General features: G+C 69.1%; 27 protein-coding genes and 2 pseudogenes. 20 read left to right on the top strand and 9 right to left on the bottom strand.

The window, feature by feature from the left end:
• The first annotated feature begins 163 nt into the window (after positions 1–163).
• The 12 genes from QR77_RS41410 to QR77_RS41355 all read left to right on the top strand — a co-directional run bounded on the left by QR77_RS41410 (position 164) and on the right by QR77_RS41355 (position 7851).
• Positions 164–628 carry an RRQRL motif-containing zinc-binding protein gene (locus QR77_RS41410; RefSeq protein WP_052489854.1) on the top strand — a complete coding sequence of 155 codons (465 nt, stop codon included), beginning with the start codon at positions 164–166 and terminating at the stop codon, positions 626–628.
• A gap of 21 nt (positions 629–649) precedes the next feature.
• A complete protein-coding gene (locus QR77_RS41405) occupies positions 650–1063 on the top strand; it encodes a hypothetical protein (RefSeq protein ID WP_040029619.1) in 414 nt (137 codons plus the stop codon).
• A 120-nt stretch (positions 1064–1183) separates the two neighbouring features.
• Positions 1184–1981 (top strand): hypothetical protein, encoded by a 798-nt coding sequence (locus QR77_RS41400; RefSeq protein ID WP_052489853.1) that lies wholly within the window; start codon positions 1184–1186, stop codon positions 1979–1981.
• A gap of 215 nt (positions 1982–2196) precedes the next feature.
• Complete coding sequence (locus QR77_RS41395; RefSeq protein ID WP_040029618.1) at positions 2197–2781, top strand: hypothetical protein; 585 nt, start codon at positions 2197–2199, stop codon at positions 2779–2781.
• Positions 2778–3122, top strand: coding sequence for a hypothetical protein (locus tag QR77_RS41390; protein ID WP_040029617.1), 345 nt, complete (start codon positions 2778–2780; stop codon positions 3120–3122). The genes QR77_RS41395 and QR77_RS41390 overlap by 4 nt, the downstream gene beginning before the upstream one ends.
• A complete protein-coding gene (locus QR77_RS41385) occupies positions 3119–4090 on the top strand; it encodes an ATP-binding protein (RefSeq protein ID WP_078877965.1) in 972 nt (323 codons plus the stop codon). Before QR77_RS41390 ends, QR77_RS41385 begins: the two co-directional genes overlap by 4 nt.
• 92 nt (positions 4091–4182) lie before the next feature.
• Positions 4183–5028, top strand: coding sequence for a hypothetical protein (locus QR77_RS41380; protein WP_040029616.1), 846 nt, complete (start codon positions 4183–4185; stop codon positions 5026–5028).
• Between the two features lie 216 nt (positions 5029–5244).
• Positions 5245–5928, top strand: coding sequence for a GGDEF domain-containing protein (locus QR77_RS41375; RefSeq protein WP_040029615.1), 684 nt, complete (start codon positions 5245–5247; stop codon positions 5926–5928).
• Positions 5925–6377: a hypothetical protein gene (locus QR77_RS41370; protein WP_040029614.1), complete on the top strand. Its 453-nt coding sequence runs from the start codon at positions 5925–5927 to the stop codon at positions 6375–6377. Before QR77_RS41375 ends, QR77_RS41370 begins: the two co-directional genes overlap by 4 nt.
• A 47-nt stretch (positions 6378–6424) precedes the next feature.
• On the top strand, positions 6425–6643 hold the full coding sequence (locus QR77_RS41365) for a hypothetical protein (protein ID WP_236711245.1): 219 nt from the start codon (positions 6425–6427) through the stop codon (positions 6641–6643).
• 98 nt (positions 6644–6741) lie between these two features.
• Entirely contained in the window at positions 6742–7299 is a 558-nt protein-coding gene (locus QR77_RS41360; RefSeq protein WP_040029613.1) for a WhiB family transcriptional regulator, read from the top strand.
• A gap of 3 nt (positions 7300–7302) precedes the next feature.
• Positions 7303–7851: a hypothetical protein gene (locus tag QR77_RS41355; protein ID WP_040029702.1), complete on the top strand. Its 549-nt coding sequence runs from the start codon at positions 7303–7305 to the stop codon at positions 7849–7851.
• Positions 7852–7878: 27 nt separating this feature from the next.
• Here QR77_RS41355 and QR77_RS41350 read toward each other — a convergent pair whose 3' ends face one another.
• A complete protein-coding gene (locus tag QR77_RS41350; RefSeq protein ID WP_236711244.1) occupies positions 7879–8985 on the bottom strand; it encodes a phosphotransferase in 1107 nt (368 codons plus the stop codon).
• A gap of 977 nt (positions 8986–9962) precedes the next feature.
• Here QR77_RS41350 and QR77_RS49695 point away from each other — a divergent pair.
• Together QR77_RS49695 and QR77_RS45660 are read left to right on the top strand one after the other, a co-directional pair.
• Positions 9963–10193, top strand: a complete 231-nt coding sequence (locus QR77_RS49695; RefSeq protein ID WP_236711243.1) for a hypothetical protein — start codon at positions 9963–9965, stop codon at positions 10191–10193.
• 20 nt (positions 10194–10213) lie between these two features.
• Positions 10214–10357: pseudogene (locus QR77_RS45660) on the top strand (AAA family ATPase); the annotation flags it as partial.
• Positions 10358–10433: 76 nt separating this feature from the next.
• Here the strand turns inward: QR77_RS45660 and QR77_RS41335 are convergent.
• Together QR77_RS41335 and QR77_RS41330 are read right to left on the bottom strand one after the other, a co-directional pair.
• Positions 10434–10949: pseudogene (locus tag QR77_RS41335) on the bottom strand (transposase family protein); the annotation flags it as partial.
• 39 nt (positions 10950–10988) lie between these two features.
• Entirely contained in the window at positions 10989–12662 is a 1674-nt protein-coding gene (locus QR77_RS41330; RefSeq protein WP_150130630.1) for a helix-turn-helix transcriptional regulator, read from the bottom strand.
• A gap of 221 nt (positions 12663–12883) precedes the next feature.
• On the opposite strand from QR77_RS41330, the gene QR77_RS41325 reads away from it, so the two are divergent.
• Entirely contained in the window at positions 12884–13837 is a 954-nt protein-coding gene (locus QR77_RS41325; RefSeq protein ID WP_040029609.1) for a TauD/TfdA family dioxygenase, read from the top strand.
• The gene (locus tag QR77_RS41320; RefSeq protein ID WP_040029608.1) at positions 13834–14565 is read left to right on the top strand and encodes an alpha/beta hydrolase; all 732 of its coding nucleotides are present in this window, start codon (positions 13834–13836) and stop codon (positions 14563–14565) included. The genes QR77_RS41325 and QR77_RS41320 overlap by 4 nt, the downstream gene beginning before the upstream one ends.
• A gap of 42 nt (positions 14566–14607) precedes the next feature.
• Here the strand turns inward: QR77_RS41320 and QR77_RS50130 are convergent, their stop codons facing one another.
• Entirely contained in the window at positions 14608–15144 is a 537-nt protein-coding gene (locus tag QR77_RS50130; protein ID WP_160311026.1) for a hypothetical protein, read from the bottom strand.
• On the opposite strand from QR77_RS50130, the gene QR77_RS49685 reads away from it, so the two are divergent.
• A complete protein-coding gene (locus tag QR77_RS49685; protein WP_236711242.1) occupies positions 15116–15784 on the top strand; it encodes a hypothetical protein in 669 nt (222 codons plus the stop codon). The genes QR77_RS50130 and QR77_RS49685 overlap by 29 nt on opposite strands.
• On the top strand, positions 15682–16461 hold the full coding sequence (locus tag QR77_RS44630; protein ID WP_236711261.1) for a transposase: 780 nt from the start codon (positions 15682–15684) through the stop codon (positions 16459–16461). Before QR77_RS49685 ends, QR77_RS44630 begins: the two co-directional genes overlap by 103 nt.
• A 43-nt stretch (positions 16462–16504) precedes the next feature.
• Here QR77_RS44630 and QR77_RS41305 read toward each other — a convergent pair whose 3' ends face one another.
• A complete protein-coding gene (locus QR77_RS41305; protein WP_040029700.1) occupies positions 16505–17230 on the bottom strand; it encodes a class I SAM-dependent methyltransferase in 726 nt (241 codons plus the stop codon).
• A 170-nt stretch (positions 17231–17400) separates the two neighbouring features.
• Between QR77_RS41305 and QR77_RS41300 the strand changes: the two genes are divergently transcribed.
• Positions 17401–17679 carry a hypothetical protein gene (locus tag QR77_RS41300; protein WP_150130629.1) on the top strand — a complete coding sequence of 93 codons (279 nt, stop codon included), beginning with the start codon at positions 17401–17403 and terminating at the stop codon, positions 17677–17679.
• Between the two features lie 104 nt (positions 17680–17783).
• On the opposite strand, the gene QR77_RS46320 is transcribed toward QR77_RS41300, so the two are convergent.
• The 4 genes from QR77_RS46320 to QR77_RS41275 form a co-directional block, all read right to left on the bottom strand.
• Complete coding sequence (locus tag QR77_RS46320) at positions 17784–18983, bottom strand: hypothetical protein (RefSeq protein WP_160311025.1); 1200 nt, start codon at positions 18981–18983, stop codon at positions 17784–17786.
• A complete protein-coding gene (locus tag QR77_RS41290) occupies positions 18983–19645 on the bottom strand; it encodes a ParA family protein (RefSeq protein WP_201778911.1) in 663 nt (220 codons plus the stop codon). The genes QR77_RS46320 and QR77_RS41290 overlap by 1 nt, the downstream gene beginning before the upstream one ends.
• Positions 19646–21298: 1653 nt before the next feature.
• Entirely contained in the window at positions 21299–21709 is a 411-nt protein-coding gene (locus tag QR77_RS41280; RefSeq protein ID WP_040029604.1) for an SgcJ/EcaC family oxidoreductase, read from the bottom strand.
• Between the two features lie 93 nt (positions 21710–21802).
• Positions 21803–22771, bottom strand: a complete 969-nt coding sequence (locus QR77_RS41275) for a sigma-70 family RNA polymerase sigma factor (RefSeq protein WP_040029603.1) — start codon at positions 22769–22771, stop codon at positions 21803–21805.
• A gap of 523 nt (positions 22772–23294) precedes the next feature.
• Here QR77_RS41275 and QR77_RS41270 point away from each other — a divergent pair.
• The gene (locus QR77_RS41270) at positions 23295–24341 is read left to right on the top strand and encodes a pentapeptide repeat-containing protein (protein WP_236711241.1); all 1047 of its coding nucleotides are present in this window, start codon (positions 23295–23297) and stop codon (positions 24339–24341) included.
• Positions 24342–24448: the final 107 nt, after the last annotated feature.

Below are 24448 nucleotides of genomic sequence, written 5' to 3'. Positions count from 1 at the left end.
GAGGACCGGACAGGCCGCCCGGCCACCCTCACCTGCGCCCGCCGACGAACACCGCCGGTGGGCGCTTGCTGTTCAGCGCAACGCCTGACTGCCTCCGATTGCGGTCTTCCGCCTTGTCGGCCGGGCGGAACCCACGTCCCACCCTGACCAAGGAGCGACCCTCATGGTGGCATCCCAGGTGCCCGCCGCCGACGAGCTCGTCGTGCGGGAGACCGATCCGTACGGCGAACCCGCCCAGGGTTTCCCCGAGTACGACTGGAACTGCGCGCCCAAGGACTTCCTCGTCACCCGCCGCCAGCTCCGCGCGGCCGGCCTGTGCCCCGGAGGGCACGGCCCGGTCGCCCAGCTCAAGTGCCGCCGCTGCTCCCACCGGCCGCTGACCCGGTGCACCCACCTGGCCTGGCTCTACCGGCTCGACCTCGCGAAACCCAAACGGGTCCCGACGCTCGCTCAGGAAGCCGCGCTCGACAGGGCAATGGCCGCCAGGAGCACCTGCCCAGCGTGCCGCCGCCGGTACCACCACTGCCTGCCGACCTCGCTCGACACGTGCCTCGAATGCCACGACGGCATCCCAGCCGACCCCAGCAGCTACATCACCCTCCCGATCACACATCACCTGGCCGCCTGACCGACCAGACAAGGAGCGCTTGTGTTCACACGGTTCTTCCGCCGCCGCGCCGTACCGGCCGCCACCCCTCACCCGGTGCCGGTGCCAGCGCCCGCGCCGCCGGTGTCGGCACCGGTCGTGCTGTGTACCGCCTGCGGCTGTACCGCGATCAACGGGCAGGTCTGCGGCGACGGATGCCACGGCGTCCTGGACCAGGACACCGGATGCTGCGAGGCCTGCCTCGACCCGTCCGTGATCATCGACTGGTCGACCGCCTGTGACGGCGACGAAAGCGAGTGCGCCCTGTGCGGCGCCCCCTTCTACGCGCGCCGCCGCTACTGCTCAGCGGCCTGCGAAGCCGCGGACGGCGACGGCGAGGACGACGAGTGGGACCCCGGCATCCAGGTCTCGCTGGTCAAGGCCCGCATCGGCTACGCGGACGAACCACCGTTCTGACGGCTCCCGGCGCGAGTGATTCGCCGCAGCACACCCGATTCCCGAACTCTTTGCTACCTCCGGCGCCCTGCCCCGCCGCCCCGCCACCCGCACGTTCCTGACCGACACGGAGGAAGTTTCATGGCACGCAGCTCCCGGCCCGTCGTCCACTACATCGCGACCCGGCCCGACGGCACTGTCCCACCCACCGACAACTACCTCGCCCGCTACTACAGCGACCAGGGCGAGACCATCCCGACCGTGAACCTCGCCGACCGCGTCGGCCGGGTCGTCGACCACCCCACCCCCGGCGAGAGGTGGTACACCGACAAGCCGTTCGGGTACTTCCACGCGTACACCCGGCCCGGCGAAATCCTTGAACGCATCGAGGAGGGCTGGCCGATCCGGCTCTGGATCGTGGAGCCGCTCGGTGAGACCGGCAACTGGGGTGGCGACAACTACCCGTACTGGCTGATGTCCCAGCAGATCCGCGTCCTGGAGGAGACCGACTCCTGGCGTGCCTTCGGGCATCGCGGAGCGCAGGTCCTCGCGGTCCTCGCCCAACTGCCCGACCTCGCCCGGCAGTGGGCCGCGGAGTGGGCCGCCGACCCCGAGGGCACCCGCCGCACGTACAAGGAGTGGCAGACGCGGGTGGACGGCACCCGGGCTCTGAGCTCCTGGGCGTACTGCCGGGCGCAGTACTCCCGGCGCGAGGCCGCCCTTCAGACGGCCGACCAGCTCGCCGGTGACGCCGCCGCACAGGCCGCGACCGAGGCCGGCACCGACGCTCACGCCGTCGCCCTGATCCAGCTGCGGGCCCGCTGCCTGGTGGCTGGTCAGCTCATGTTCGACCGGATCCGCTCCGGCGAGTACGAGCAGTCGATCCGCGGCCTGCTGCTCGGTGCCGGACTCGACACCCTGGCCCTCGTCACGGCCTGACGCGCCGCGCCGCCCCCCGGCCGCACGGGCCGGGGCGGCGTCGCCCGGGCGGCCGCGTACACGCCTGCATGTCGCCGAGCTCCCGTTCTGATCACCACCGTCCCCGGCCGGCATCCGGCCGGGGACGGTGCACCACGAGGCGGCCGCAGCATCGGCAAGAGGCCGGCCGCCCACCTACCCCCGTCACTCATTTTCGAGATCAGGAGAACCCCAGCATGCACCGTCTACCCCTCACCACCGAGCGCCTCGCCCTCTTCGGTACCCTGCTGGCCACCTTCGGCGAACTGCACCCTGCCTGTGACCACTGGGTTCAGGGGTCGAAGACGGCATCGCGGAAGCGGCTCTACGGCGAGGACCTGGTCCACGCCGACGGCACCTCCGCCACCGAGGACTCCACCCGCCCGACCATGACCACCAGCACCCTCGGCAGGCGCGCGGTCGCCTGCCACGTCGCCTCCTACACCGCCGTACAGCTCGGCGCGACCATCGCGATCACCCGCGCGTTCGGCTACCGCGTCACGCCCACCGCACTGCTCGCCGGCGCGGCCATCAACGCCGGAACGCACGCCGCGATCGACCGCGGCGCCGTTCTGCTGTGGCTGGCGAAGAAGACCAAGAAGACCGGCTACATCGAGCACTGCCAGGCGGTCCGCCTCGACGACGAAGGCGCGGTCACCAAGGAGCTGACCGGGCCGGGCAGTGCATGGATGGAGCTGGACGCGGCCCTGCACCGGGCCATCGGCGTCGGCGCCGCCGCTGTCACGACCTGGCTCACCACCCGCCCCGGCGGCCGCCGGTGAGCCGCGCCCGCCTGGAACGCGTCCGCGCAGCGGCCGGGATCGTGAAGCTCGCCCTCCAGCAGATCGAGGACGAACTGGGCGGGCCCGGCGACGCCGAGTTCCTCGCCGGGATGCTGCGCGAGCTGTTCGACGAAGCCTTCCCGCAGGACGGCGTCTTCGGCTCGCTCAACCAGCTCCTGACGACAGCTTCCCGCGCCGCAGCGCTCACGACGCTGGACAGCGAGGACACCGAGTCCGCCGCCTGCGCGATCGAAGAGGCCGCAGCCCTCGTCGCCGACTCCGCCGGGATGCGCCTGCACCTGGCCACCTCCACCCTCCACCCGCAAGGAGAACGCCCGTGAAGACCACCTTCGAAGGAACCATGCAGCCGCTCGACACAACCATCCCCGACCCGGCGCTGATCGTCCTGATCGGGGCGGCGGGAAGCGGCAAGAGCACCTGGGCGAGGACCTGGCCGTCCACGCAGGTCCTGGAGCTCGATCAGTTCCGGGCGATGGTCTCGGACTGTGCCGGTGATCAGTCGGCCACCCTGTCCGCGGCCAACGTCATGAATGCCGTGCTGGAGGCCCGCCTCGCCCGGAAGCGGACCACGGTGATCGACGCGACGAACACCGAGCAGCACGTAAGGGCCGGCCTTCTGCAGGTCGCACGCTCCTACGGCGTGCCCACCGTCGCGTTTCTCATCTCCACCCCGGCTTCCGTGTGCGTCGAGCGCCAGGCCGAGCGCAGCCCGGCCCGCACCGTGCCCGACGACGTCGTACGCCGCCAGCACGCCGAAGCCGCCGCCGCGTTCCCCGGCCTGCGGGACGAGGGCTTCGACCACGTCGTCTTCGCCGACACCATCCACCGCCTGGAACCCCTGCTGCAACGCGCCAGCGACACCCGCCGCGCGGATCTCGGCTGGGACGGTCATGACGGCCTGGGTGATCTGCTCCTGGTCCGCCGCGTCTTCGGCGCGGACGTGCTGCCGCTGTGGCGGTGGCGCGACAACTCCCCACTGGCCGGCGGCGACCGCGTCGGCGAGATCCGCCTCGGCCCGGACCGCCTGGTACTCGCCCTGCGCACTGACATCGGCGGCGAAGGCGACCTCGGGTTCGACCTGCTCGTGTGCTGCCCGTACGACGACGACTGCACCGCCCCGGCGTGGCAGGCCGTCCACTCGGTCACCGACCTGCTGATCGCGCACACCAGCACCACCGGACCGAACCCGGACACCGTCTGCACCGCCCACGGCGGCCCCGACCAAGACGACGACCCCGAGGGCCGCGCCGAGTTGGAAGCGCGGTTCGCGGACGCGGTCCGCGAGTGAGCCGCGCTGCCGACGCTTCGCCGAACAGCCAGAACCCGCCGCGACCCGGCCACGCCGGGCACCCGCTGCTTCCCCGGGAAGGACACCCACGCATGAGCATCACGATCACGAACACGTACGGCACCGCGCACAACGTCAGCGAGACCAACCCGGCCCACGTCACCAGCTGCGACCGGTACCGGTTACCCCTCGTCGGCACCATCGCCCCCGGGAACCCCGGCTACGAGGACATGGTCGGGATCCTGAAGGACAACGGCCATGACACCCGCCCCGGGGGGTACGGGCTGATCTTCCTGGAGTCCGAGGAGTTCAGCGCGACGTACTTCGGGTCGATCGCACAGATCGAGCAGTACCAGCGCGAGAACACCGACGGCACGGCGACCTTCGACGCCTCGCAGGGCGTCATGTACGCCCAGTGGCCTCACGGCAGGGGTTGGGACGACTTCCTCCCCCGTGTCTTCTGGAACGTGCGGGCGCGCGGTGGGATCGCGGACGGCGTCGGCCTCGTCACCGCCTTCGCGCACACCGAGATCCCGGGTGCGGAGGTCATCGTCTACGAGTTCGAAGGCAAGTGGCTTCCTGACAGCGAGCCGCAGCAGCTCGTCACCTACCACTGCACCGGCTGCCACCTGGACACATTCCACGACAGCGGGCACGTGCACGAGAACACCGGCCCCAGCAGCCGCCGCTGGGCCGCCCGCCAGGCCCGCCAGCACCTCATCAGCGCCGCCCGGCACGGCGTCGGCGACAAGAACAGCTCCTGCCGCCCCAACGACGGCGAGATGCTGCGCGTCGTGAACGCGGTCGCCCGCGACGTGTGGGGCACCACGGGCAACGCCCTCCCGGACACCGACGACGCGTACTGCGCGACCAAGGGCCCCTGCTCGATCATCCGCGAACTCCGCGCCGGAGTCCGCCCGCCCACCTACCGCGCCTGACGGACGCTCCGTGCCGCCCCGGCCTCTCCGCACGACGGAGGCCGGGGCGGTCGCGGTGGTCCCTCAACACGGAAGGAGCTGGACGTGGCCACCGAAAAGCGTGGGTCAACCCCAACAGCCTGATGTGAATTCGCCCGGGACGGCCGCCCAAGGCCGGAAAACCAGTCGGCCGCCCCGGGTTCCCCATCCCGTACGAGACGAGAGGGAGACACCAGTATGGACTCCGTCCTGCACACGACGGGCCGGTTCGGCCCGCGCACCCTTCTGATCACCACCGCCGCCGTGCCGCTGACCGGCTGGGCAGTTCACGCTCTTGCGCTCCGCAAGCAGATCGCCAATGGCCGGAAGGACCCGCTGACCGGCCTCCTCGGCAGGCCCGAGTTCCTCGCGCACGTCCAGCGCCATTTGCGCCGCTATCGAAGGGGTCTGCACGTCCTGATGCTGGACGGGGTCCACTTCAAGACGATCAACGACACCTTTGGCCACGCGGGCGGCGACGCGGCCATCCAGACCGTTGGCCGGCGTCTCGCCTCCTGGAGTGCGGGCCGCCGGGCGCTGGCGGCCCGGCTGGGCGGCGACGAGTTCGCCTTGTCCGTCGTCCTTGACCCGGCGACCGCCCTGTCCGAGATCACCGCCCTGCGCGAGCAGCTGCAGCAGCCCTTCCGGGTCGGGCAGTGCACGCTGCACCTGGGCGTCACGGTCGGGATCGCCCGCGCCGTCGACCTGCCCGGCGAGGACGCCTCCCGCATCCTGCGCGGCGCGGACACCGCCATGTACAAGGTCAAGAAGGGCACGGCGGGATTCCCGTACTGCGCGACGCGGGCCGATGCCTACTCCCAGACCGTCAACGGGCGCCGCGTCGGCCGGCCGGGGACGCATCTGCTGGCGGGTGCCGCGTGAACGCCGCCGGACTCGAGGGCGGCGACTGGATCCGCGGCATCACGATCCGCCAGCCGTGGGCGACCTGCATCCTCGCCGGGAAGCGTACGGAGAACAGGCACAAGCCCTGGCCGTGGCGCGGCTGGGTCCTCCTGCACGCAGGGAAGGCGCGGCCGGCGCCCGCCGTGCTGCGCGACCCGCTGGTGGCCACCGCGATCCGCGGCCGTCAACTCCACTTCGGCGCGGTCATCGGCGTCGCCCGGCTCACCGACTGCCACCTGGACCGGGGGCCCGAGCGCTGCACCAGTCTGTGGGCGCAGCGGGAGGTTCACCACCTGGTCCTCGCCGACGTCCACGAACTGCCGCTGCCCGTGCCCGCCAGAGGCGCGCTCCCGGCCTGGAAGCCGACGCAGGACCTCGTGGACCAGGTCCTCCAGCATCTGCCCGACCTGCGCCCGGCAGCACCGTGACGTCTGGGCGCACACGGACCAGCCCACCGATACCGGCCGCCCGCCCCGTGCTCCTGAACTGGCGCGACGGCACCCATTTCCGCAAGGACGCCCCGTGCGTGCTGTGCGGTCACTCAACGCCGCTGCGCTCACACGCGGGTGAGGCCGTCCACAAGGTCTGCGCCGAAACGTGGAACGCGGACCACCCCGAGCGGGTCCTGGAGGGCCGGTTCGTCTCCGATCCGGAGCCCCGCAGCCGGACGAAGGGCACCGGCGATCACGCCTGACGAGAAGAAAAACGCCCCGGGGAGCCGCTCCGTCACAAGCCATCTGGCCTCGGCCCCCCGGGACACCCCCCCCATTCTCACGCACAAGGAGAGCTGCCATGCCCGGTAAGCGCGCCGGCGTCCCGAACACGCCCGGCATCGTCCTCGCTGACACCCGCATCCCCTTCCCCTACACCGAGCAGCGCCTGCGCTGCCGCGAGACCCCCGCCCTGTTCGAGATCGAAGACATCCACAACACCGTCGAAGACCCCCGCGCCCGCGAGAAGGCACTCGCCACGACCCGAACCGCCTGCTCCGGGTGCCCCATCGTCACCGCCTGTTTGAAATGGGCCCTCGCCAACGCCGACCTGACCGCGACCGGGGTATGGGCAGCGACCACCGCCCCGCAGCGCGACGAGCTGCGCACGACGCTGGCGGCACGCCTCGGGCACGACTGGGTGGGCGTGGTGGCAGAACAGGACCACCGGCGCGCACAGCGGCAGCCGGCCCCGCGCGTCGTCCCGCCCACCCGGGAGCAGGCCTTCGCCCGGCTGGAGCCCGAACTCATCCCCACCCGGCCCGACCCCTACAACCCCTGGAGCCAGCCGATCACACCCGGGCGCGCGGCGAGCAACCGGCGCGTCCTGGAACTCGCCCTCACCACCAGGGCGGCGTGAGCGGTGTTCACCGACTGGGCCCAGGCCCTCGAAGCCGAGTCGCTGCCCCTGAACCCCAACCCGCAGCAGCAGCTCGCCGCCGCGGCCCGCGTCACCGCACGCAGCTCCCACACCAAGGACGACCTCGCGCTGCTCCTGGACGTGATCGGGCTGCCCACCGACAACGACACCCTCACCGCCCTGCTGCCCCTCCTTCCGGAAACCGGAGACGCACCTGCCATGACGAACACCCCCACCCCGGCGTTGTCCGCGCAGGAGAACCTGGCGATCTCGATGCACAACAACGGTGACAGCGCGCAGGCCATCCGTACGGCCACAGGCCTGAGCGAGACCGTGCTCAGCGACGTCATCGCCGATCAGGTCCTCGGGCTGCCCCGCGCGGCCGCCGCCATTGATGTCCCGGTCATCCCGCTGCCGGACTCCACCGAGGTCGAGGAGCTGCTCGCCTGGGCGGGATCGCACGCCCTCGCCGGGATCCGCAGCCGGGCCGCGCGTATCACCGCCGACCTGACCGAGCTGTCCGAACGCCGTGACTCCGAGGCCGTGCAATGAGGTCGAGCCGCGAGGAGGCGCTCGGGATCAGTGCCGGGCCTGGTAGGGCGGGAACCTTGCCGAGTCAGCGAGGTCCTGGTCCACGTCGGGCCAGCGGCGGCGTAGCACGAGAGCGAGGCGACGGATCCAGGTGGTGAGGCGGGGCAGGCTCCGGTAGTTCTCGGCGGTGTGGGCGGTGGCTTCCAGTGTGGCGATGAGCTGGAGCCGGCTGTGGTCACCTGGTGCGCGGGTGTCGAGGAGGGCGAATCGGTGCAGACGTACCAGTGCCCAGGACACGCAGGCCGCAGCGAGGCCGTATCCGAACCGTCGGTCGTCCTGGGCTTCTGGGATACCGCGGGCCAGGGTGCGGCGGTACTCCTCAGCCAGGCCCGTGGTGGTCGGATCCCCTACTGTCAGCCAAGCCGGGCCCGGCACATACAGACACGCGGCATCGGTCAGCGCGTGCGCGTAGCCGGCGAACTCGAAATCAATGACTCGGGCATCGGCCGGGCCGGTGGCGTGGAGAAGGAGGTTGTTGGCTTCCGCGTCACCGTTACTCAAGGCCAGGAAAGGGCCAGGGGAAGCCAGTTCCCCCATGACTGCGGAGAGTTCATGGGCAGCGCGACCGTCGAGGGGTACCCCGAGTACCGATGCCTGCTCGATCGCACCCTCCCAAAGAGGGGCGAGTCGTCCTGTCCGGTCTGCCGCAGTGTCAACCGGCCCCAGCGCGGCCCGGCGGGCGTAGTAGGTCTCGGCCCGCCCCGCGGTGGCCGCGCTCAGCGCACCGCGAGCGCGGGCGAACGCAGCCAGCCGGTCGCCGTGCGCTGCTGCTCCGTCCCGTCGGAGCAACTGGTCCAAAGGCACGCGGGGCGCGAGGTCTTCCAGCACGAGGAATCGGAGGGCCGTGTCGGCGGCAATGACACGAGGAGAGAGGCCGATCCCGAGATCATCTTCGAGGAACTGGAGCGCAGCCAGCTCGGTACGCAGCCGCCATGAGGCAGTAAGTGCCTCGCGTTGCCCGTCAGGTATCCACTTGACGACAACGGAGCGCGGCACTGCGGCAGTATCCCTTCGAAGCCGGACCCGGGCTACGGCCCACGGCTCAATCTGCTCCCAGTGGTCGACAGCGACCGGCGAGGCGTAGAAGTCGGTCAAGAGGTTCTGCAGCGCGTCGACTCGGAGGATCCCTCTGGGGACAGCCATCCGCTCACCCTACGATTCGCCGACTCCCCATCGGGCATGCGCGTTACTGCTGCCTGGGGAGCCCTTGCCTAATGTGAGCGAGGTGGTCACCGGCCAGTTTCGAGGGCCTTGTCAGGCCTCCCCGTCTGGGAGGGCGAAAGCGTAGGTCCGGAGCGGGTCGAGGTGTAGTTCGTAAGGACCGGAGCAATCTGCAGCAAGTGTCGCGATCCGGCCTCCGCAGGGACATGCTCGGTTCGCTCCTTCGGTTCCGTTCGGGCCGCAGCATCCAGTGCTGTTCTCCCAGCGCGGCAGGGGCTGCAGCGCGGCGGCATCGTCGGGGTGCAGAACGATCATGTTGCGGGTGCCGGCCGATATGACGAAGCCGTCGTCCTGAGTAGCCATGAGAGGCCCGCGGGGCTGGGACGGTACTGGGTTGTCCTGGTCTTCCTGCGGGACGAACGGCACTCCCCACGGCTCGGGTTCGATCGCGTAGCAGCCCCGCGGAACGGTGGGCGGGGCCTGCCGTGCTCCCTTGGGACGGGGATCGTCGAGGCCTGGGACAGCCGGAACGGTGGGCAGCGCCGTCAAGTCCGGTGTGAGTGCGTTGCCGCACTTGGAGCAGTAGAAGACCGTCATGGGTCTCGTTGTAGCCGTCCATTGGTGCGTTCTGCACCCCAGATTCCTCGCCCCTGATCGGGAGCGGGGCGAGTCAGTCAGCGGCGAGGCAGGGGGACGACAGCCTTTGCGCGATTCTCCAGCCCAGCATTGAGTTCGCGGCGGAGCCGCTGGAGCTCGTCGTCCTGGGCAGCAAGGACGGGATCGGCGTCGCCGCCGCCCTCGTCACCACCCGTCTGGAGCGTGTCCACGCCTCCGCCGGGATCGTGAAGCTCGCCCTCCAGTAGATCGAGGACGAACTGGGCGGGCCCGGCGACGCCGAGTTCCTTGCCGGGATGCTGCGCGAGCTGTTCGACGAAGCCTTCCCGCAGGACGGCGTCTTCGGCTCGCTCAACCAGCTCCTGACGACGGTCTCCCGCGCCGCCGCGCTCACGCCGCTGGACAGCGAGGACACCGAGTCCGCCGCCTGCGCGATCGAAGAGGCCGCGGCCTTCGTCGCCGACTCCGCCGGGATGTGCCTGCACCTGGCCACCTCCACCCTCCACCCGCAAGGAGAACGCCCGTGAAGACCACCTTCGACGGCACCATGCAGCCGCTCGACACAACCATCCCCGACCCGGCATTGATCGTCCTGATCGGGGCGGCGGGGAGTGGCAAGAGCACCTGGGCGAGGACCTGGCCGTCCACGCAGGTCCTGGAGCTCGATCAGTTCCGGGCGATGGTCTCGGACTGTTTTCTCTGTCAAGTCGGCGTGTTGAGCGTCATCTGTTGGCTGCGGCCCAACTACCGCACATCAGTGAGCGTTTTCAGAGTTGCCCCTCCAGGGTGAGGACGGCTTTGGCGATGACGCTCATGCGATTGGGACTGATGCGGGATCTGCGGAAGATCTGCCAGGACTTCAGCCGTGCCATGCCTCGTTCGACGGGTGCCCGGGCTGCGGACAGGGCCCGGTTTCTGGTTCGCTCGGTGAGCGTGAGTTCACCGTGGGGCGGGAGGCGCTTGGCGGTGGTCACCCAGTCGCCGGCACCGATGCAAGCCATGTCGGCGAGGATCGGGACGCCCTGGCGGGCGCAGATCCGAAGGATTTGGTCGGTGCGGGCGGCCGTCAGATCGTGGATCCGGCCCGGAAGCGCGGGCGACAGCCACAGAATCTCTCCGGCCGGGTCGGTGACGACCTGCACGTTCACCCCGTGCCTCATGTGCTTCGCAGAGTAGTCGGCCATGCCGTCGCCGACCCGGTCGCACTCGGCAAGCGTGCCGCCCAGAAGGACGAAGTCAGGGTCGTGCTCGCGCAGCGTCTTCAGCAGGCTCGGTGCCTGCTGCGTTCCGGTGCGACACGCCCGCTTCCTGTCCCCCGTGACCTACTCCTGGACCGCGCTCGCGGTGATGAACTCGGGGATGTTGAGCCACCAGGTGGCCGCGGCGCGCACGGTCGCCGGGCACCGGGCGTCATCGGCGATCGTCGCAAGCAGAGCGTGCTGCCGGGTGATGCCCAGGGCGTAGATCAGTCCGTGCAGTACCCGCGCCGCCCCGTCACTGCGGGCACGTCGCCAGGCGGTCGAGTAGCGGGCGATCTCCGTGCGCCAGAAAAGCTCGGAGCTCGCGCCGTCGAGATGCCCGATGACCCCGGCGGCCGACTCCGCCGCCCACGGCGCCGCTCGGCCCGAAACGAGCCACTCAACCAGCGGCCGCTCCGCGGGGCCGCCCAGTTGCCGCAGCGCACCCAGGAAGGCATGGGTCAGCGCCTGACTGCTCAGGACCGCGGGGCGCCGCAGCTCCGCCGCGATCGCCGCCGCCAGGTTCTGCCGGTAGGGCGTCACCGAGAGCATGGCCGTCGCGTACAGCCGGACGTCGAAACTCGGGTGGAACAGCATCTGATCGACCATCAACGGCAGAGTGTGGTCCTCGAAGCCGGCCAGCTCCCGGGTCTGCGAAGCGAGGACCAGGTCCACGATCCGCCGGACCGAGAAACCGGCGGTGGCCGCGGACGCTAGCCGCCCGTCCTCCACAATGCGCTGCAACAGCGGGTGCGTCGCCAGCATGAGACGCAGCCGTCCCGCGACCGGCTCCGCCGGATCGAGGAGGCGCATCAGCTCGGCCGCCAGCAGCTGGGACTCCTCCGCGAGCGCCGGCTCGGTCAGCAGCTGCTCGACGCTGTTCCCGAGCCGTACGAGGTCCCGTCCCGAGAGGTGGCGCTGCCGCACCTTGCGGAAGCAGGCCAGCAACGCCCCGTAGAGCACGCGGTCGTTGGTGGGATCGTCGAGCTGCGCGAGCACGTGGAGCGCCGCGTCCGGGTGCGCGGTGGTGTCCAGCACGCAGATCGGTTCGACGAAGATCTGACAGCTCCTATCCCGGGCCAGCGTCGCACAGGCGGCGATCGCGGCGCGGCGCGCCATCGGATGGCCCAGCAACCGGTTGAACGCCTCGAACCGCTGCCGCCAGGCGTTGCCCGCGGAGATGATCGTCTCCGCGAGCAGCCGTTCGGCGAGGGCGTCCCAGCGGCTGCGCGGCACGAGCACGAGGTGCGGGTGGGCGCTGAGCAGCCGACACGTCTCGTCCCACTCGGACCCGGACACGAGGGCGGTGGAGCAGACCCGGTCGATCAGGACCTCCAGGCGGTCCAGCTCCTGGTCGGCGTCCTGGCCGTTCCCGGTCGACCCGTGCCGGGGGGACGGTCCCAGGGCGTCGACGCCGTAGTAGCGCATCGTCATCTCGACGGTGGACACGAGGGTGTTACGCGGCAGCTCCAGCAGTTCCTCGTAGCGGCGCAGGACTGCCAGCGTCGGCGGTGAACCGCCGTTCTCCCAGCGGGAGATCCTGCTCGCGTCGACCGGCTTCGGCCAGGAGCCGCCGTGGAACGCCTCGGCGAAGGACGTCAACCGGAACCAGCGTCCGCCCCGGCCGTAGACACGGTTTACCCGCAGGAGCCAGCCGACCCGGTCCTTGGGGAGCACAGCTTCGGTGCCTGCGCGCGGGGCTCGGGCGGACCCGTGCGGCCGGCCTCCGGAGGACCGGGACGACGGCGCTGTGTCCATGGGGCCATGGTAGGTCCGGCAGGCCGCCCCGACGCCCGCTCTCCGACGGGTTGTTGCGTTCGCGCTGGGATCCCGCAACAACCCGGTCCGCTCTGCGCGCACGTCCATAACGTCATGGGGACCGGCCGGTTCGCCGAGCGAACCGCAGGTCGTCCCCAGCGCCGCAGGTCCGTCACCGGACCCCACGGTGCGCCCCGGCTTCTGTTTCGGAGGTAGTCAACGTGTTCACCCACGAGGTGCGGCTCAGCGCGCACAGCCACCAGGCTCTCCACTCCCTCGTCGACGAGATCGACGCCGCTCCGCCGACCGAGGACGCGCTCTACGCCGCGATGCCGGCGCTCGTCACCCGCCTGCCCGCCGAACTCGTCGAGAAAGTCCTGGCGTTCCGCGAGTCCAGGACCCATGACGCGCTCGTGGTGCGCGGCCTGCCGCTGGGGGCGATGGCCTCGATGCCGACGCCCCCCGACGCCTACACCGCCTCCCGCGCAGTCCACGGGTTCGCCGCCGTGGGGATCGCCGCGCTTGGCCTCCTCGGCACTCCGTTCGCATACCGGGGCCAGCAGAACGGCAGGCTCGTCAACAACATTTCACCGATGTCCACGACGGCCGGCATGTCCGACGTCGGCACCGGATCGCACCTGCCGTTCGACCTGCACAGCGAGGACGCGTTCATGCTGAACCCGCCGAGCTTCCTGCAACTGTCTTGCGTCCGGAACCCGTTACGCGTTCCCACGACCGTCAGCGGTCTCTGCTCCGGGGATCTCGACGCTGGAATTCTCGGTGAACTCCGCAAGCCGGAGTACCTGGTGCGGACGAACCCCGCACAGACCGGCTGGGACGAGGAGCGGCTGCGCCCCGGTCCGGTTGTGTGGGGCCACCACGACAGGCCGCTGCTGCGGTACAACTCGAAGCGGACGGCGTCCACGACGCCCTCGCCCGGCGCCGCCGCGGCGCTCGACGTCCTGCGGAAGGTGCTCACCCGCAACGCCGAGGACGCCTACCTGTCGTCCGGCGACTTCCTGGTGGTCAACAACTACCGCCTCTGCCACGCCAGGCGCTCGTTCAACGCCCGCTTCGACGGGTCCGACCGCTGGCTGCTGCGCACCGTCGCCTACCGCGATCCCTACGTCGTCGAGGAGGGCATGCGTTACGACGGCTACCCTGTGTTGTCATGACGCTCAACGTGCCGGTCGCCGGTCCTGAGGAACTGCTCCGTTTCTCCTTCGTGCAAGGTGACGAGACGATCGAGTGCGTTTCGAGTGAACCGCGTCGACCCGCCGGCAGGACCGCTGTCCTGTTGCACGGGGCGGGCACCGCCTCGACGGAGCGGCTCCTGCCGCTGGCAGCCGATCTGGCCGCCGCCGGCGCCCGGACCGTGGCCCTGGACTTCGCCGGGCACGGGCGCAGTTCGGGTCGGCTCGACCGGCAGAGCCTGGAGAAACGGCACGCTCAGGCGGCCGAGCTGATCCGCCGGTTCGTGGACCCCGACGACGAACTCGTGCTGGTCGGATTCAGCATGAGCGGACAGACGGTGGCGGACCTGCTGGGCGATCTGGCGGACCGGGTCACCCACCTCTGCCTGTGCGCTCCGGCAGCCTATGCGGCCGACGCGTGGCGCGTCCCCTTCGGCGACGGCTTCACCGAGCTCATCCGCCGGCCCGGGAGCTGGCGGGAGAGTGAGGCGTTCGGAGCGTACGCCGCGTTCCGCGGGCGGTCCGTGCTGATGGTGCCCGGGCACGACGCGGTGATCCCCGAGGGGGTCACCGCGGGGCTGCGGGAGGCCCTGCGCGCGAGGGAAGACCTCACGGAGATCGTGCTGCACGGGGCGAGCCATCAGATCGGACTGGCCCTCGCACAGCGCGGCGACACCCGCCGGATGCTCGCCGCGCTGCTCGCCTCCTGACCTACGCGGCGCCGCCGGACATCGTCTGGCGGCCTGCGCAGCTCATTCTGCGATCCAAGGGACAACCGCAGCGATCTTCTGGCCGGACTGATGGATCAGGCGGAATCTCCGCTCAGCCGCCTGGTCATCGCCTTGGTGGCCATTCACGCGCTGCCTGGTGAAGAGCTTCGCACGATTCTGACCACCGATCTCAACCTTGCTCGCGGCACGCTCGAAGTCCGTCGCGGCTTGCTGCGGCACACCCTCTACCTGGAGGAATTCACCCACCGACTCGCCAGCGAGTGGCTCGCCTATCGCCACCACCGCTGGCCGGCATCGACGACCCCCTACCTTCTCGTCAGCCAGAAGACGGCCCTCGACCCAGATCATCCGGTGGTCAGCAGAACATTGCTTCGCAGGACCCTCCCCAAGAACGTCACGCTCGTCGGCCTGCGGCAGGACCGCATGCTCAACGAGGCGTTTGCCACCGGTGATCCCCTCAAGCTGATGCGGCTCTTCGGGATCACCGCGCAGACGTGTCCGCTCCCGTACCGGCTGCGTGGTCCCGGAAGTGACCGTTCGGGTGGCGCGGGCGAGCAACCCGCAGGGGCACCACGGCCATTTCCGGACCGCCGGCATGGTCCGGGAGCGCGGCCGGCAGCGCACCGACTCCACCCACGTCCTGGCCGCGGTCCGCGACCTGACCCGACTGGAGCTGGTCACCGAGGCCATGCGCGCCGCCCTCGAAGAGCTCGCCCGCCGGGCGCCGCACGAGCTGGTCGGCCTGGTGACTGAGGACTGGGGCAAGCGCTGCGGCCGCTCGGCCCGGCTCGGCAAGAACCCCTCCAAGCCCAAGACCCGGATCAAGGAGACCGGTGAGGACGCCCGCCTGCTGCTGCGCTACGTCCACCGCTACCTGCCCGCCCTTCGCGACGGCGAGCAGGTTCAGGCCCTGCGCCAGATCTTCGTGCAGAATTACTTCATCGACGCCCAGGACCGGCCGAAGTGGCGGGAGCCCGAGGACGCCGGCTGGCCGCCCTCGGCCGTCGCCATCGTCTCGCCCTACGACGTGAGCGCCCGCTACGCACGCCGCGGCGAGACCCGCTGGAAGGGCTTCCTCGCGCACGTCACCGAGACCTGCGACCCGGACACCCCCAGCGTGATCACCGACGTCACCACCACCAAGGCCCCGGTCCACGACACCAAGGCCCTGCCCGGGCATCCTGGCCAACCTCGCTGATCGGAACCTGCTCTCGAAGGAGCACTTCGTCGACGGCGGCTACCTCTCCGTCGCACTCAAGCAGCAGGTCGCCCCGCGAGCACGGCGTCGGCCTGGTCGGACCCATCCGGGCCAGGAGCACCCGCCAGTCCCGCAAAGGCACCGTCTTCCACCGCGAAGCCTTCACCATCGACTGGGACGCCCAGCAGGTCACCTGCCCGCAGGGCAAGGTCAGCCGCCGGTGGTCGACACCGCCATCCCTCGCGCCCTACGTCAACGCCGAGTTCGCCCCGGACGACTGCCGCCAGTGCCCGGTGAAGGCCGGCTGCACCCGCACCGACGCCCGCAAGGTCTCCTTCCTGCCCCGTGAGCTCTACGACATTCAGTCCGAGTCACGCACCGAACAGCAGACTCAGGAATGGCTCTCGCGCTACGCGCTGCGGGCCGCCGTCGAAGGCACGATCAGCGAATTCGTCAACGGCCACGGCATGCGCCAGTGCCGCTACCGCAGCGAAGACAAAGCCCACGTCCAGCACGTCCTGACTGCCATCGCGGTCAAGCTCGAACGCATCGACGTCCACCTGCTGCCGTCGCCGGCCCGGCAGCCTCGAAGTCCGACAGCTCTCCAGGGCTTCCTCGACTGGCAGTACATCCCGCAGTCCCGGTCCTGGCGCGCCGCCACCCACCCCGCCGGCTGAAGTGAATTTGGGTGAAGGTGTTGGTCAGCACCTTCACCCAGGATCACGGACGTCGCGCCAGGAAGACGAACTCCCTTCCGGGGCGGTCGGGCGCTTCACGAACGCCATCCACCACGTATCCGTACGCGTCCAGGTCCCGCTCGATTTCGTCCCGCTCACGGAAGCGCAGCGTCGAGTCCGACGTCAGTACCTGTCCGTCTGCTGCGAACCTGTAGGTCCAGCGGAATGTCACCAGAGGTCGGCTCACCTCTATGAGCTGAACCGAGCTCTCGATGGAACCGATGCCTGGGATCTCGGTCACGCGGTAGGACTTCTCGCGGGTCCACTCCTCCCAGGCGCGTCTGGCCGGATCGCGTGTCTCGAAGACCAGATGCCCGCCGGGCCGCAGTGCTTCGTGCGCTCCTCGTAGCGTGTTCTGCCATGTCTGCGGATCAGTGACGGCCTGGGCAACGTTCGCTGTCATCGTCGCGAGGTCGACCTGCAGCGGTGGAAGGCCGGTCGCGTCGCCGCAGACCCAGCGCACTCGTTCACTTCCCGCCTTGGTCAGGGTAACGTCGATGGATGCCTGGGCGGGATCCACACCGACAACCTCGATCCCGCGGTCGGCCAGGAGGAGCGCGAACACCCCTGTGCCGCAACCGATGTCCAGTACCCGTTGTGCCTCAAACTCTTCTGCCATCCGCAGATATGGATCGAGGTCACTGCGGTCGGGGTCGAGCAGATCGTAGATCGCGGCGAGTCGTGGATGCGCGAAGCAGTCGTCAGCCATGCGGCCGAACGTATGCAGAAACGGGCCCGAACAGCTACCGAGTTTGGCGACGGTCACAGGAACGCAGCTCGATGATCTCCCCCAGAAGACGCTCGACCAAGATCCCCGACAGCGTCAGCTTCTGAGGTCACCTCTTGTTCACCAAGCATCACCCGTGATCCGCTGTGTTCATGGCCGCCGAAGACTCCGAGCACATGAAGACCGTCCATCGCTGGCTCATCGGTGAGGCTGTCAACAACACCGTCGGCATCCAGGTCGTCGGTGGCCCCTTCGAAGGCCGCACCAAGATCGTTCACCTTCGCCAGGACGGGACGCCGCCCTCGCCCTTGCGGGCGAGCGGCGGACCAGCAGGCCCGACTCGGCATGTCTACGAAGCTGTCCGCTCCACCGATGCCTCGGCAGGCTGGATCTACGCACACCTCGGAGCCGAACCGGCAGCCGACATCTGAGGCGCAGTCCCAAGCCGCTTGACCAAACCCAGAGGGCCCCGCATACCGAAGCCCTGTCCCACGGCCCGCGCCGTGGGACAGGGCTTTTTGTGTTTTGAGGGCGCTTAGTCGGCCTCAATGAGTAGGTCGATCAACCGAGCCCTGAACTCTGGAGTGCTGCTCGCTACGAGATCGGCAGCGAAGCCCTCGGGCCCGCCAGCGAGCTCCGTGTATCGGGCCAGTGCTTTGTGTTTCTGTAGGTGTTTGACCAGGCTGTCGTAGGCGATGTCCATGGCAGCGGCTCCGTCGTGCCAAGGCATTTTGATCGGCGGCTTTGGAGCCGAACCAGGAGTGGGCTCGGCAAGCAGAGCAGTGTCGCCGCTGCTCTGCTCCGGTTTCTGGTTTACCGCGGTAAACCGCTCTCCGTCCCCATGACCTGATGCGGTGCGCCCCGGTGTCGCTACCACGGACGTGGTGCCCGCTGGCTCTGAAGGGCGGGGGATGATTTCAGTAACTTGCGCTGCTGGCTGACCCAGCCCTTCACGCCCCGGTGCCGCTACTACGGACGTGGTGCTCGCTTCTCCGACCTCAGACCGAAGCGTTGGGGTCGTGGTCTGCTTGGGCAGTTGCCGGATACGGGGTGCGGACTTCGCCTCGGTACGCCGCGCGGTCTCCGCCGCCCATGCCCTTGGCTGTTCGTCGGCGCTGAGGCCGGCGATGTCCCGGGCAACCCGGACCGGCATCTCTCGAGAACTCACCAAGGCCTGAAGGGCGGGGGTCAGTTTCAGCAGCTTGCGCTGCTGGCTGACCCAGCCCTTCGTCTTTTCGTAGTGCGCTGCAACCTGATCAGCCCCGCCGAGTTCGAGCACCATCGTCTCGATGCCGATGGCTCGTTCGATCGGATCAAGGTCTTCACGGTCGATGTTCTCCGACAGCACAGCGTCGAGGAAATCCGCTCGGGAAGCAGCGACATCCTCGTTGTGGACGACGTTCAGCGTGAGAAGGCCAGCAGCCAGCGAGCCGCGGAAGCGGCGCTCCCCGTTGGCGATGACGTAGGGGGTTTCCCCGACGTTCTCTTCCTCAGCCGGCCACAACTTCAAGTAACCCGCACGGGAGACCACGACGGCCGGCTGGAGCTGACGCTTCTTGAGGACCAGGCCGAAGGCCTTCAGGTCGTCCTGCGTACCGAAGTTCCGCCGCGGGTTGAAGCGGGTGGGGACCAGCTTCGTCAGGGGCAGAGTGAGCAGCAGGGGGTCGCTCTTGCCGGGAACGTCGTCGACTTTGGCACCAGCGAGCGAGGCGAGACTGGTTCGGCGTCCGGCCATCACGCTGCCCCCCCGTAGCCGAGTTCGAGCGCCAGGCGGAAGAAGTCTTCGCGTGCCTCCATTGCCACCCGGTTCTTCGGGTACTGCGTGACAACGCGGCCTTCGACAGAGGCGCGGGTGTGGACCTTGTAACGCCGGATCACGGTCTGCGCGCGAGGCCACCCCTGGGCGTCGACGTACTGCTGTGACTCCTCAAGATCAGCGGTGCCATCGCGAGGATCCCAGTTGTTGATGACGACCCGGTAGGGAAGTCCCGTCGGCTCGATGACCTTCTTGACCGTACGAGCTGTCGGGTCGAAGGCGAGTCCCTCAGGCGGCATGGGGATGATGACGTCGTGCGCGTACTTGAGCGCCTCTAGGAGCAGGTTTTCATCCTGGAGGCTGCCTGGTGTGTCGATGAAGACGTGCTGCAAGCCCTTCTGAGAGGACTTCAGAACGTCCGCGCACACCGCTCCCAGATTCAGCGTGGTGGTGGTCTTACCCACCCCGCCCTTCTGGTTGGCGATGACGTGGACCCTCGCGCCGGTATCCCGGAGGATCGAGAGGTTCTCCGGGTTCTCGTGCTCCTGCGAGAAGTCGAAGGGCAGATCAGTGATTCGGTTTGCCCACCAGACCGTTGATGCCTGTGGGTCGATGGACACGACGTAGACGCTTGCTGGCATGTGATGCTCCGTTTGCTTCCCGATGGTTCCGGTACTTCGGGCAGAAGGCATCATTCCAGACGGCCTGTGGCTCAGTCGCGTCTGCCGCACCCATGGAAGCCGCGATTCGCAGAAGAGCTGGTTTACCGCGGTAAACCAGCTCACTGGCAGGTGCTCTGTCTGGAGCTCGTCGCCCTTCCCGCTGTCCCGTCTCACTGAAGGTTGACCAATCTCACCGGACATTGACCGCTGCGGTGTTGTCTCAACGAAGCTTGATCGCGACATCCCGGTGGGAGCCTGGTGCCGTGGAAGACTTCACCGAACTAGGGCTTCGCGACGCGATCGCCGCAGCGGAATCTCCAGGCTGGTCCGCGAGAGCCGCTGCAGGACGACGTTTGGCGGCAGCGTCTCGGATCGAGAGTGTCGCCAGTGTCCTGCGCTGTCTCCTGCTGGACGCTCAGGACACCGGAGTGACCTCGGATACTGCGGCGGCTCTGTTGGCTCGGAGAGATCTGGCCGGCCTACGTGCCGTGCTCGCGGCCCGTGCAGCCGCGTCTGACGAGGGAACCGCTGATCAGCTGGCTGCGGAACTTGACTTTGACCCACGCTGGGCGACCGGACAGGACGGCGACGAGCTGATCACGCAACTCCGAACACTGGCATCGGATCGTGACCCCGAAGTCCGCAACGAGGCTCTGTTGCGACTCTCACGCCTGCGCTGACCGGACAGCCGTGGCCAATCTTCGGTGAGAATGGGCAACCTTCAGTGAGACAGGCACCCACATCCTTCTGGGCCTGGCAGTCCTGGCCGTCCGCAACCGCGTCAAACGCTGACCCAACGCCCCCAACAGCCAACGGCCGCGGAACGCCGTCGCCACCGGACACTAAAAGCAACCGGTACGAAGCGCCACGAGCTGCGGTCGCCAGCCACCTGTATGAAGAAGGTCGCCCCACCGGCCCTCGCAGTTCAGGACATCCGTGCCGACGGCGCCGGAGGCTGAGGCACGTTCCCTCGCTGTACAGCAGGATCGGCCCGAGGCTGCGTGTCTTCCTACGGTGTCGCTGATCATGGGATGTGACAGTCCGCCGTGTACTTTCCTCCGCACCGGCCGTTGATCCGGGCATGAACCCTCTCCTGCTTCTGCCTGACCGGGCCGCGCCGGGTGTCCAGGACCTCGCTGAGTCCCTCGCCGATGGTGCATGTCACCTGGCTGATGCAGCCAGCCCCGGCGCCTGGAACCTGCCCGCCGTCGAAGACGCCGTCGACACAGTCGTGCGGGCTCTGTCGGCGATCGACCCGGAGGCGGCTCGGATCCTGTCCTCCGTACCCGCTGCCACCGTGGCGCTGCTGTGCCACGCCGGAGGCACGGACATCCAGGACCAGGAGGAGAGCACAGTGCCGGGGGCCGGGACGGGGCTCCCGGCGCAGGGTTGGCGTTCGCGGCGGCGGGGACTCGGCCCCGGGTACCAAGGGATCCGCGCTCCGGAGTAGGCCCTGGTGGTGCAGGTCTGTCCGGCCGATCTTCGCGGATCACCGCACGGCGCCTGGTGGGGCACATCGCAAGGCGGCAGAGCACCCTTCGTAGCGGAGCTACTAGGGTGTTTTGCCAACGCGACGAGGCGCCGTGCCACACGGCGTGCGCCCGCGAAGATCTGCCGGACAGATCCGAGGGCTCAGTTCGCTGTCGCCAGCACCGGGCTGTTGTGGTAGGCGGCGATCAGCCACTGGCCGTCCCGCTTCTCCAGCACCCAGGTCGCGTTCACCTTGCGCGGGTCCGGGACCTCGGTCTCGCCGGGGAACAGGATGCCGGACTTGCTGACGACGATCGCGCCGTCCCTGCCGAGGAAACGGAGGCTGAGCTGCTCGTTGTAGGTCGAACTGCCCTTGAGTGGCCCGTCGAAGCCCAGTGCCATGTTCTGGCGGATCACGTCACGGCTGTCGCGGAGCGAGCCGGTCATGATGGCGGTGGCGTCCGCGGTGTAGTCGGCGACCATGCCGTCGGCGTCTCCGTCGTCCCACGCCTGGTAGGAGGCGGCCAGCACGGCCCTGATCGCGGCCACGTCTTCCGCACGACTCTCTGACATCGAATTCTCCCTGGTGAACGGCTGGCCCGGGGTGTTCCGGGCGAACTCGTCAGTACATACCGGCGCCAGGGTCGAAACTCATCGCACCTGCGGTCAGGAGATGTCGTCGAGTTCGGTCGGCAGACCGAAGGCCGCGAAGACCTCGGGATCCTGGAAGACCGAGTTCCGGCTGATGCCCTCAGCGGTGACGGTGAAGACCTGGAGCGTGTGCAGCCGGTAACCGTCACCGACCCGCTGGTAGGCGGCGAACCCGGGCTGGCCGCCGTTGGCCGTGACCGGCTCCAGCCGCCAGCCCGTTCCGGCCGCCCCGAAGACCCACTCCATGAACAGCCCGTAATTGCCGCGGCCGGTAAACCAGTTGAGCATCGGCGGCATCTCCATGAGCACGTCCTCGGTGAGAAGCCGCTTGAGCCCCTCGACGTCGGCCTGCTCGAACGCCTTCATATAACGGTCGACCCAGGCGCGCTGCTCGGCTGCGGACGGCTCGCTGAGACATTCCTGCCCGACTCCGGCCTCCTTCACCCGGGTACGCGCCCGTTGCAGCGAACTGTTCACCGACACGGTGGTGGTACCGAGGATCTCCGCCGCCTCGGACGCAGAGAAATCGAGTACGTCACGCAGGATCAGCGCTCCGCGCTGACGCGCCGACAGATGCTGCAGGGCGGCCGCGAACGCCAGGCGCAGGCTGCTGCGGTCGATCGCGGCCCCGGCCGGATCGCCCACCTTCAGCAGCGAGTCCGGCAGGGGCTGGAGCCAGGAGTTCTCCCCCAAGACGAGTGGCCCGAGCGGGTCCGACGCAGCCACCAGCCCCGACGGCAGGGGACGGCGCCCGCGGGCCTCCAGGGCGGTCAGGCAGACGTTCGTCGCGATCCGGTAGAGCCAGGTGCGCAGCGAGCTGCGGGTATCGTCGTACCACTCCCGTGCCCGCCACGCCCTGAGGTACGTGTCCTGGACCAGGTCCTCGGCGTCGTGGGCGGAGCCGAGCATCCGGTAGCAGTAGGCCAGCAGCTCCGTGCGGAACGGTTCGAGCCGACAGTCGAAGCCGTCCTCTCCTGCCGTCACACCCACGCTCCTTCTCCGCTGCTGCCAGGATCAGCTTAGGTCCTTCCGGGCCGATCACGTGCGGAGCCAGATGAAGGTGGCCGCGACGGTGACGGTGCCCAGGTAGACGTAGGCGCGTGTGTCGTGCACTCCAACGACTGGCGGCATCCGCGACCTTCTGACAAGAAGCAACGCGACAGGCCACGAATCCCACCCAATAACCGCTCCTACGCCTGACCAGCGAAACACGACGATCACGTCCGGAAAGACAACAGCAGCTTTGTGGTCTTGAGTGTTTCCCCAAGTCAGACAGAGTGGGCAAGTTGGGTGTTTCGCCGGAGGGTCGGGCTTGTGATGGTGTGGGGAAATCGCTGCGGTGAGGCGGGTGTTCGCGGTCGAATGCCGTATGTCTCCTGTGCCTTCACGCCGTCCACGGTTACGCCGCACCGTCCGATCTACCGTCCGGCCCAGCCGGTCGCGAGTGGCGGGTGGCGGCTCGGGGGGTGGGGCGGGAGGTTTGGACTGGGCGCGGCGGATCGAGTTGATGTCGGTCCTGGTCGCTTCTCTTGTGGCGGTGGCGGGTCTGTGGTACTCGGGTGTGCAGACGCGGCAGGCGAATGAGCAGGTGAGGCAGGCCGCTGTCCAGGCGGCGGAGGAGCGGGCGTTGGTCAAGGAGGGGCAGATAACCGATCGGTATACCGCGGCGGTGAGCAACCTCGGTGCAGACAAGCTGGATGTGCGGCTGGGCGGCATCTACGCCCTTGAGCGCATCATGCAGGACTCCCCCCGTGACCAGCCCACCATCGACAACGTCCTGGCTGCCTACGTCCGCACCCACGCCGCCACGCCGCCCGCGAAGGGTCAGGATGTTCCGGCCGACGTCACCGCGGCCCTCAACATTCTGGCCACCCGCGACATTACTCACGACAAAAACTTCCTCCTCGACCTCCGCTCCTCCCGGCTCCCCAAGGTCGAACTCGGCCCTTCAGACCCGCGACATAAGAGGGCCGGCCTGTCCAGTGATGACCCGGCGTGGCCAGCACAGGGGGCTGCCCTGTCTGGCGCGGACCTCTCCGGCGCGACCCTGACCAGCGCGACCCTGACCGGCGCGGACCTGACCGGCGCGGACCTGAACAGCGCGGACCTGTCCGGCGCGACCCTGACCAGCGGGACCCTGACCGGCGCGATCCTATTGGGCGCGGACCTGTCTGGCGCGGACCTGTCTGGCGCGAACCTGGACGGCGCGACCCTGGCCGACGCGACCCTATTGGGCGCGGACCTGACGGGCGCGACTCTCTCTGGCGCAGACCTGGACGGCGCGGACCTGGCCGACGCGACCCTGGACCTCGTGACCCTGACCAGCGCGACCCTATTGGGCGCGACCCTGCACCGCGCGGACCTGGGCGGCGCGATCCTGGCCGACGCGGACCTGACCGGCGCAGACCTGGACGGCGCGGACCTGGCCGGCGCGGACCTGGCCGGCGCGGACCTGAGGGCCGCGAATCTGTCCGGTGTGAAGAACCTGACGAGAAAGCAGGTCGACGGTGCCTTTACGGACAAGAAGACGAGGCTGCCTGCCGGGCTGAAGTAGCCCTGTGGTCCCCCCCCCGGGGCCTGGGGGCCGGCGCCACATTAAGTGCCACGGTCGTTTGAACGCCGACGTGTCCATCCAGACCCACCCGCACCGGGGACCAGAAG

Source organism: Streptomyces sp. 150FB, from assembly GCF_000818195.1.
Classification (GTDB): domain Bacteria; phylum Actinomycetota; class Actinomycetes; order Streptomycetales; family Streptomycetaceae; genus Streptomyces.
This window is presented reverse-complemented; position numbering and strand designations above follow the sequence as displayed.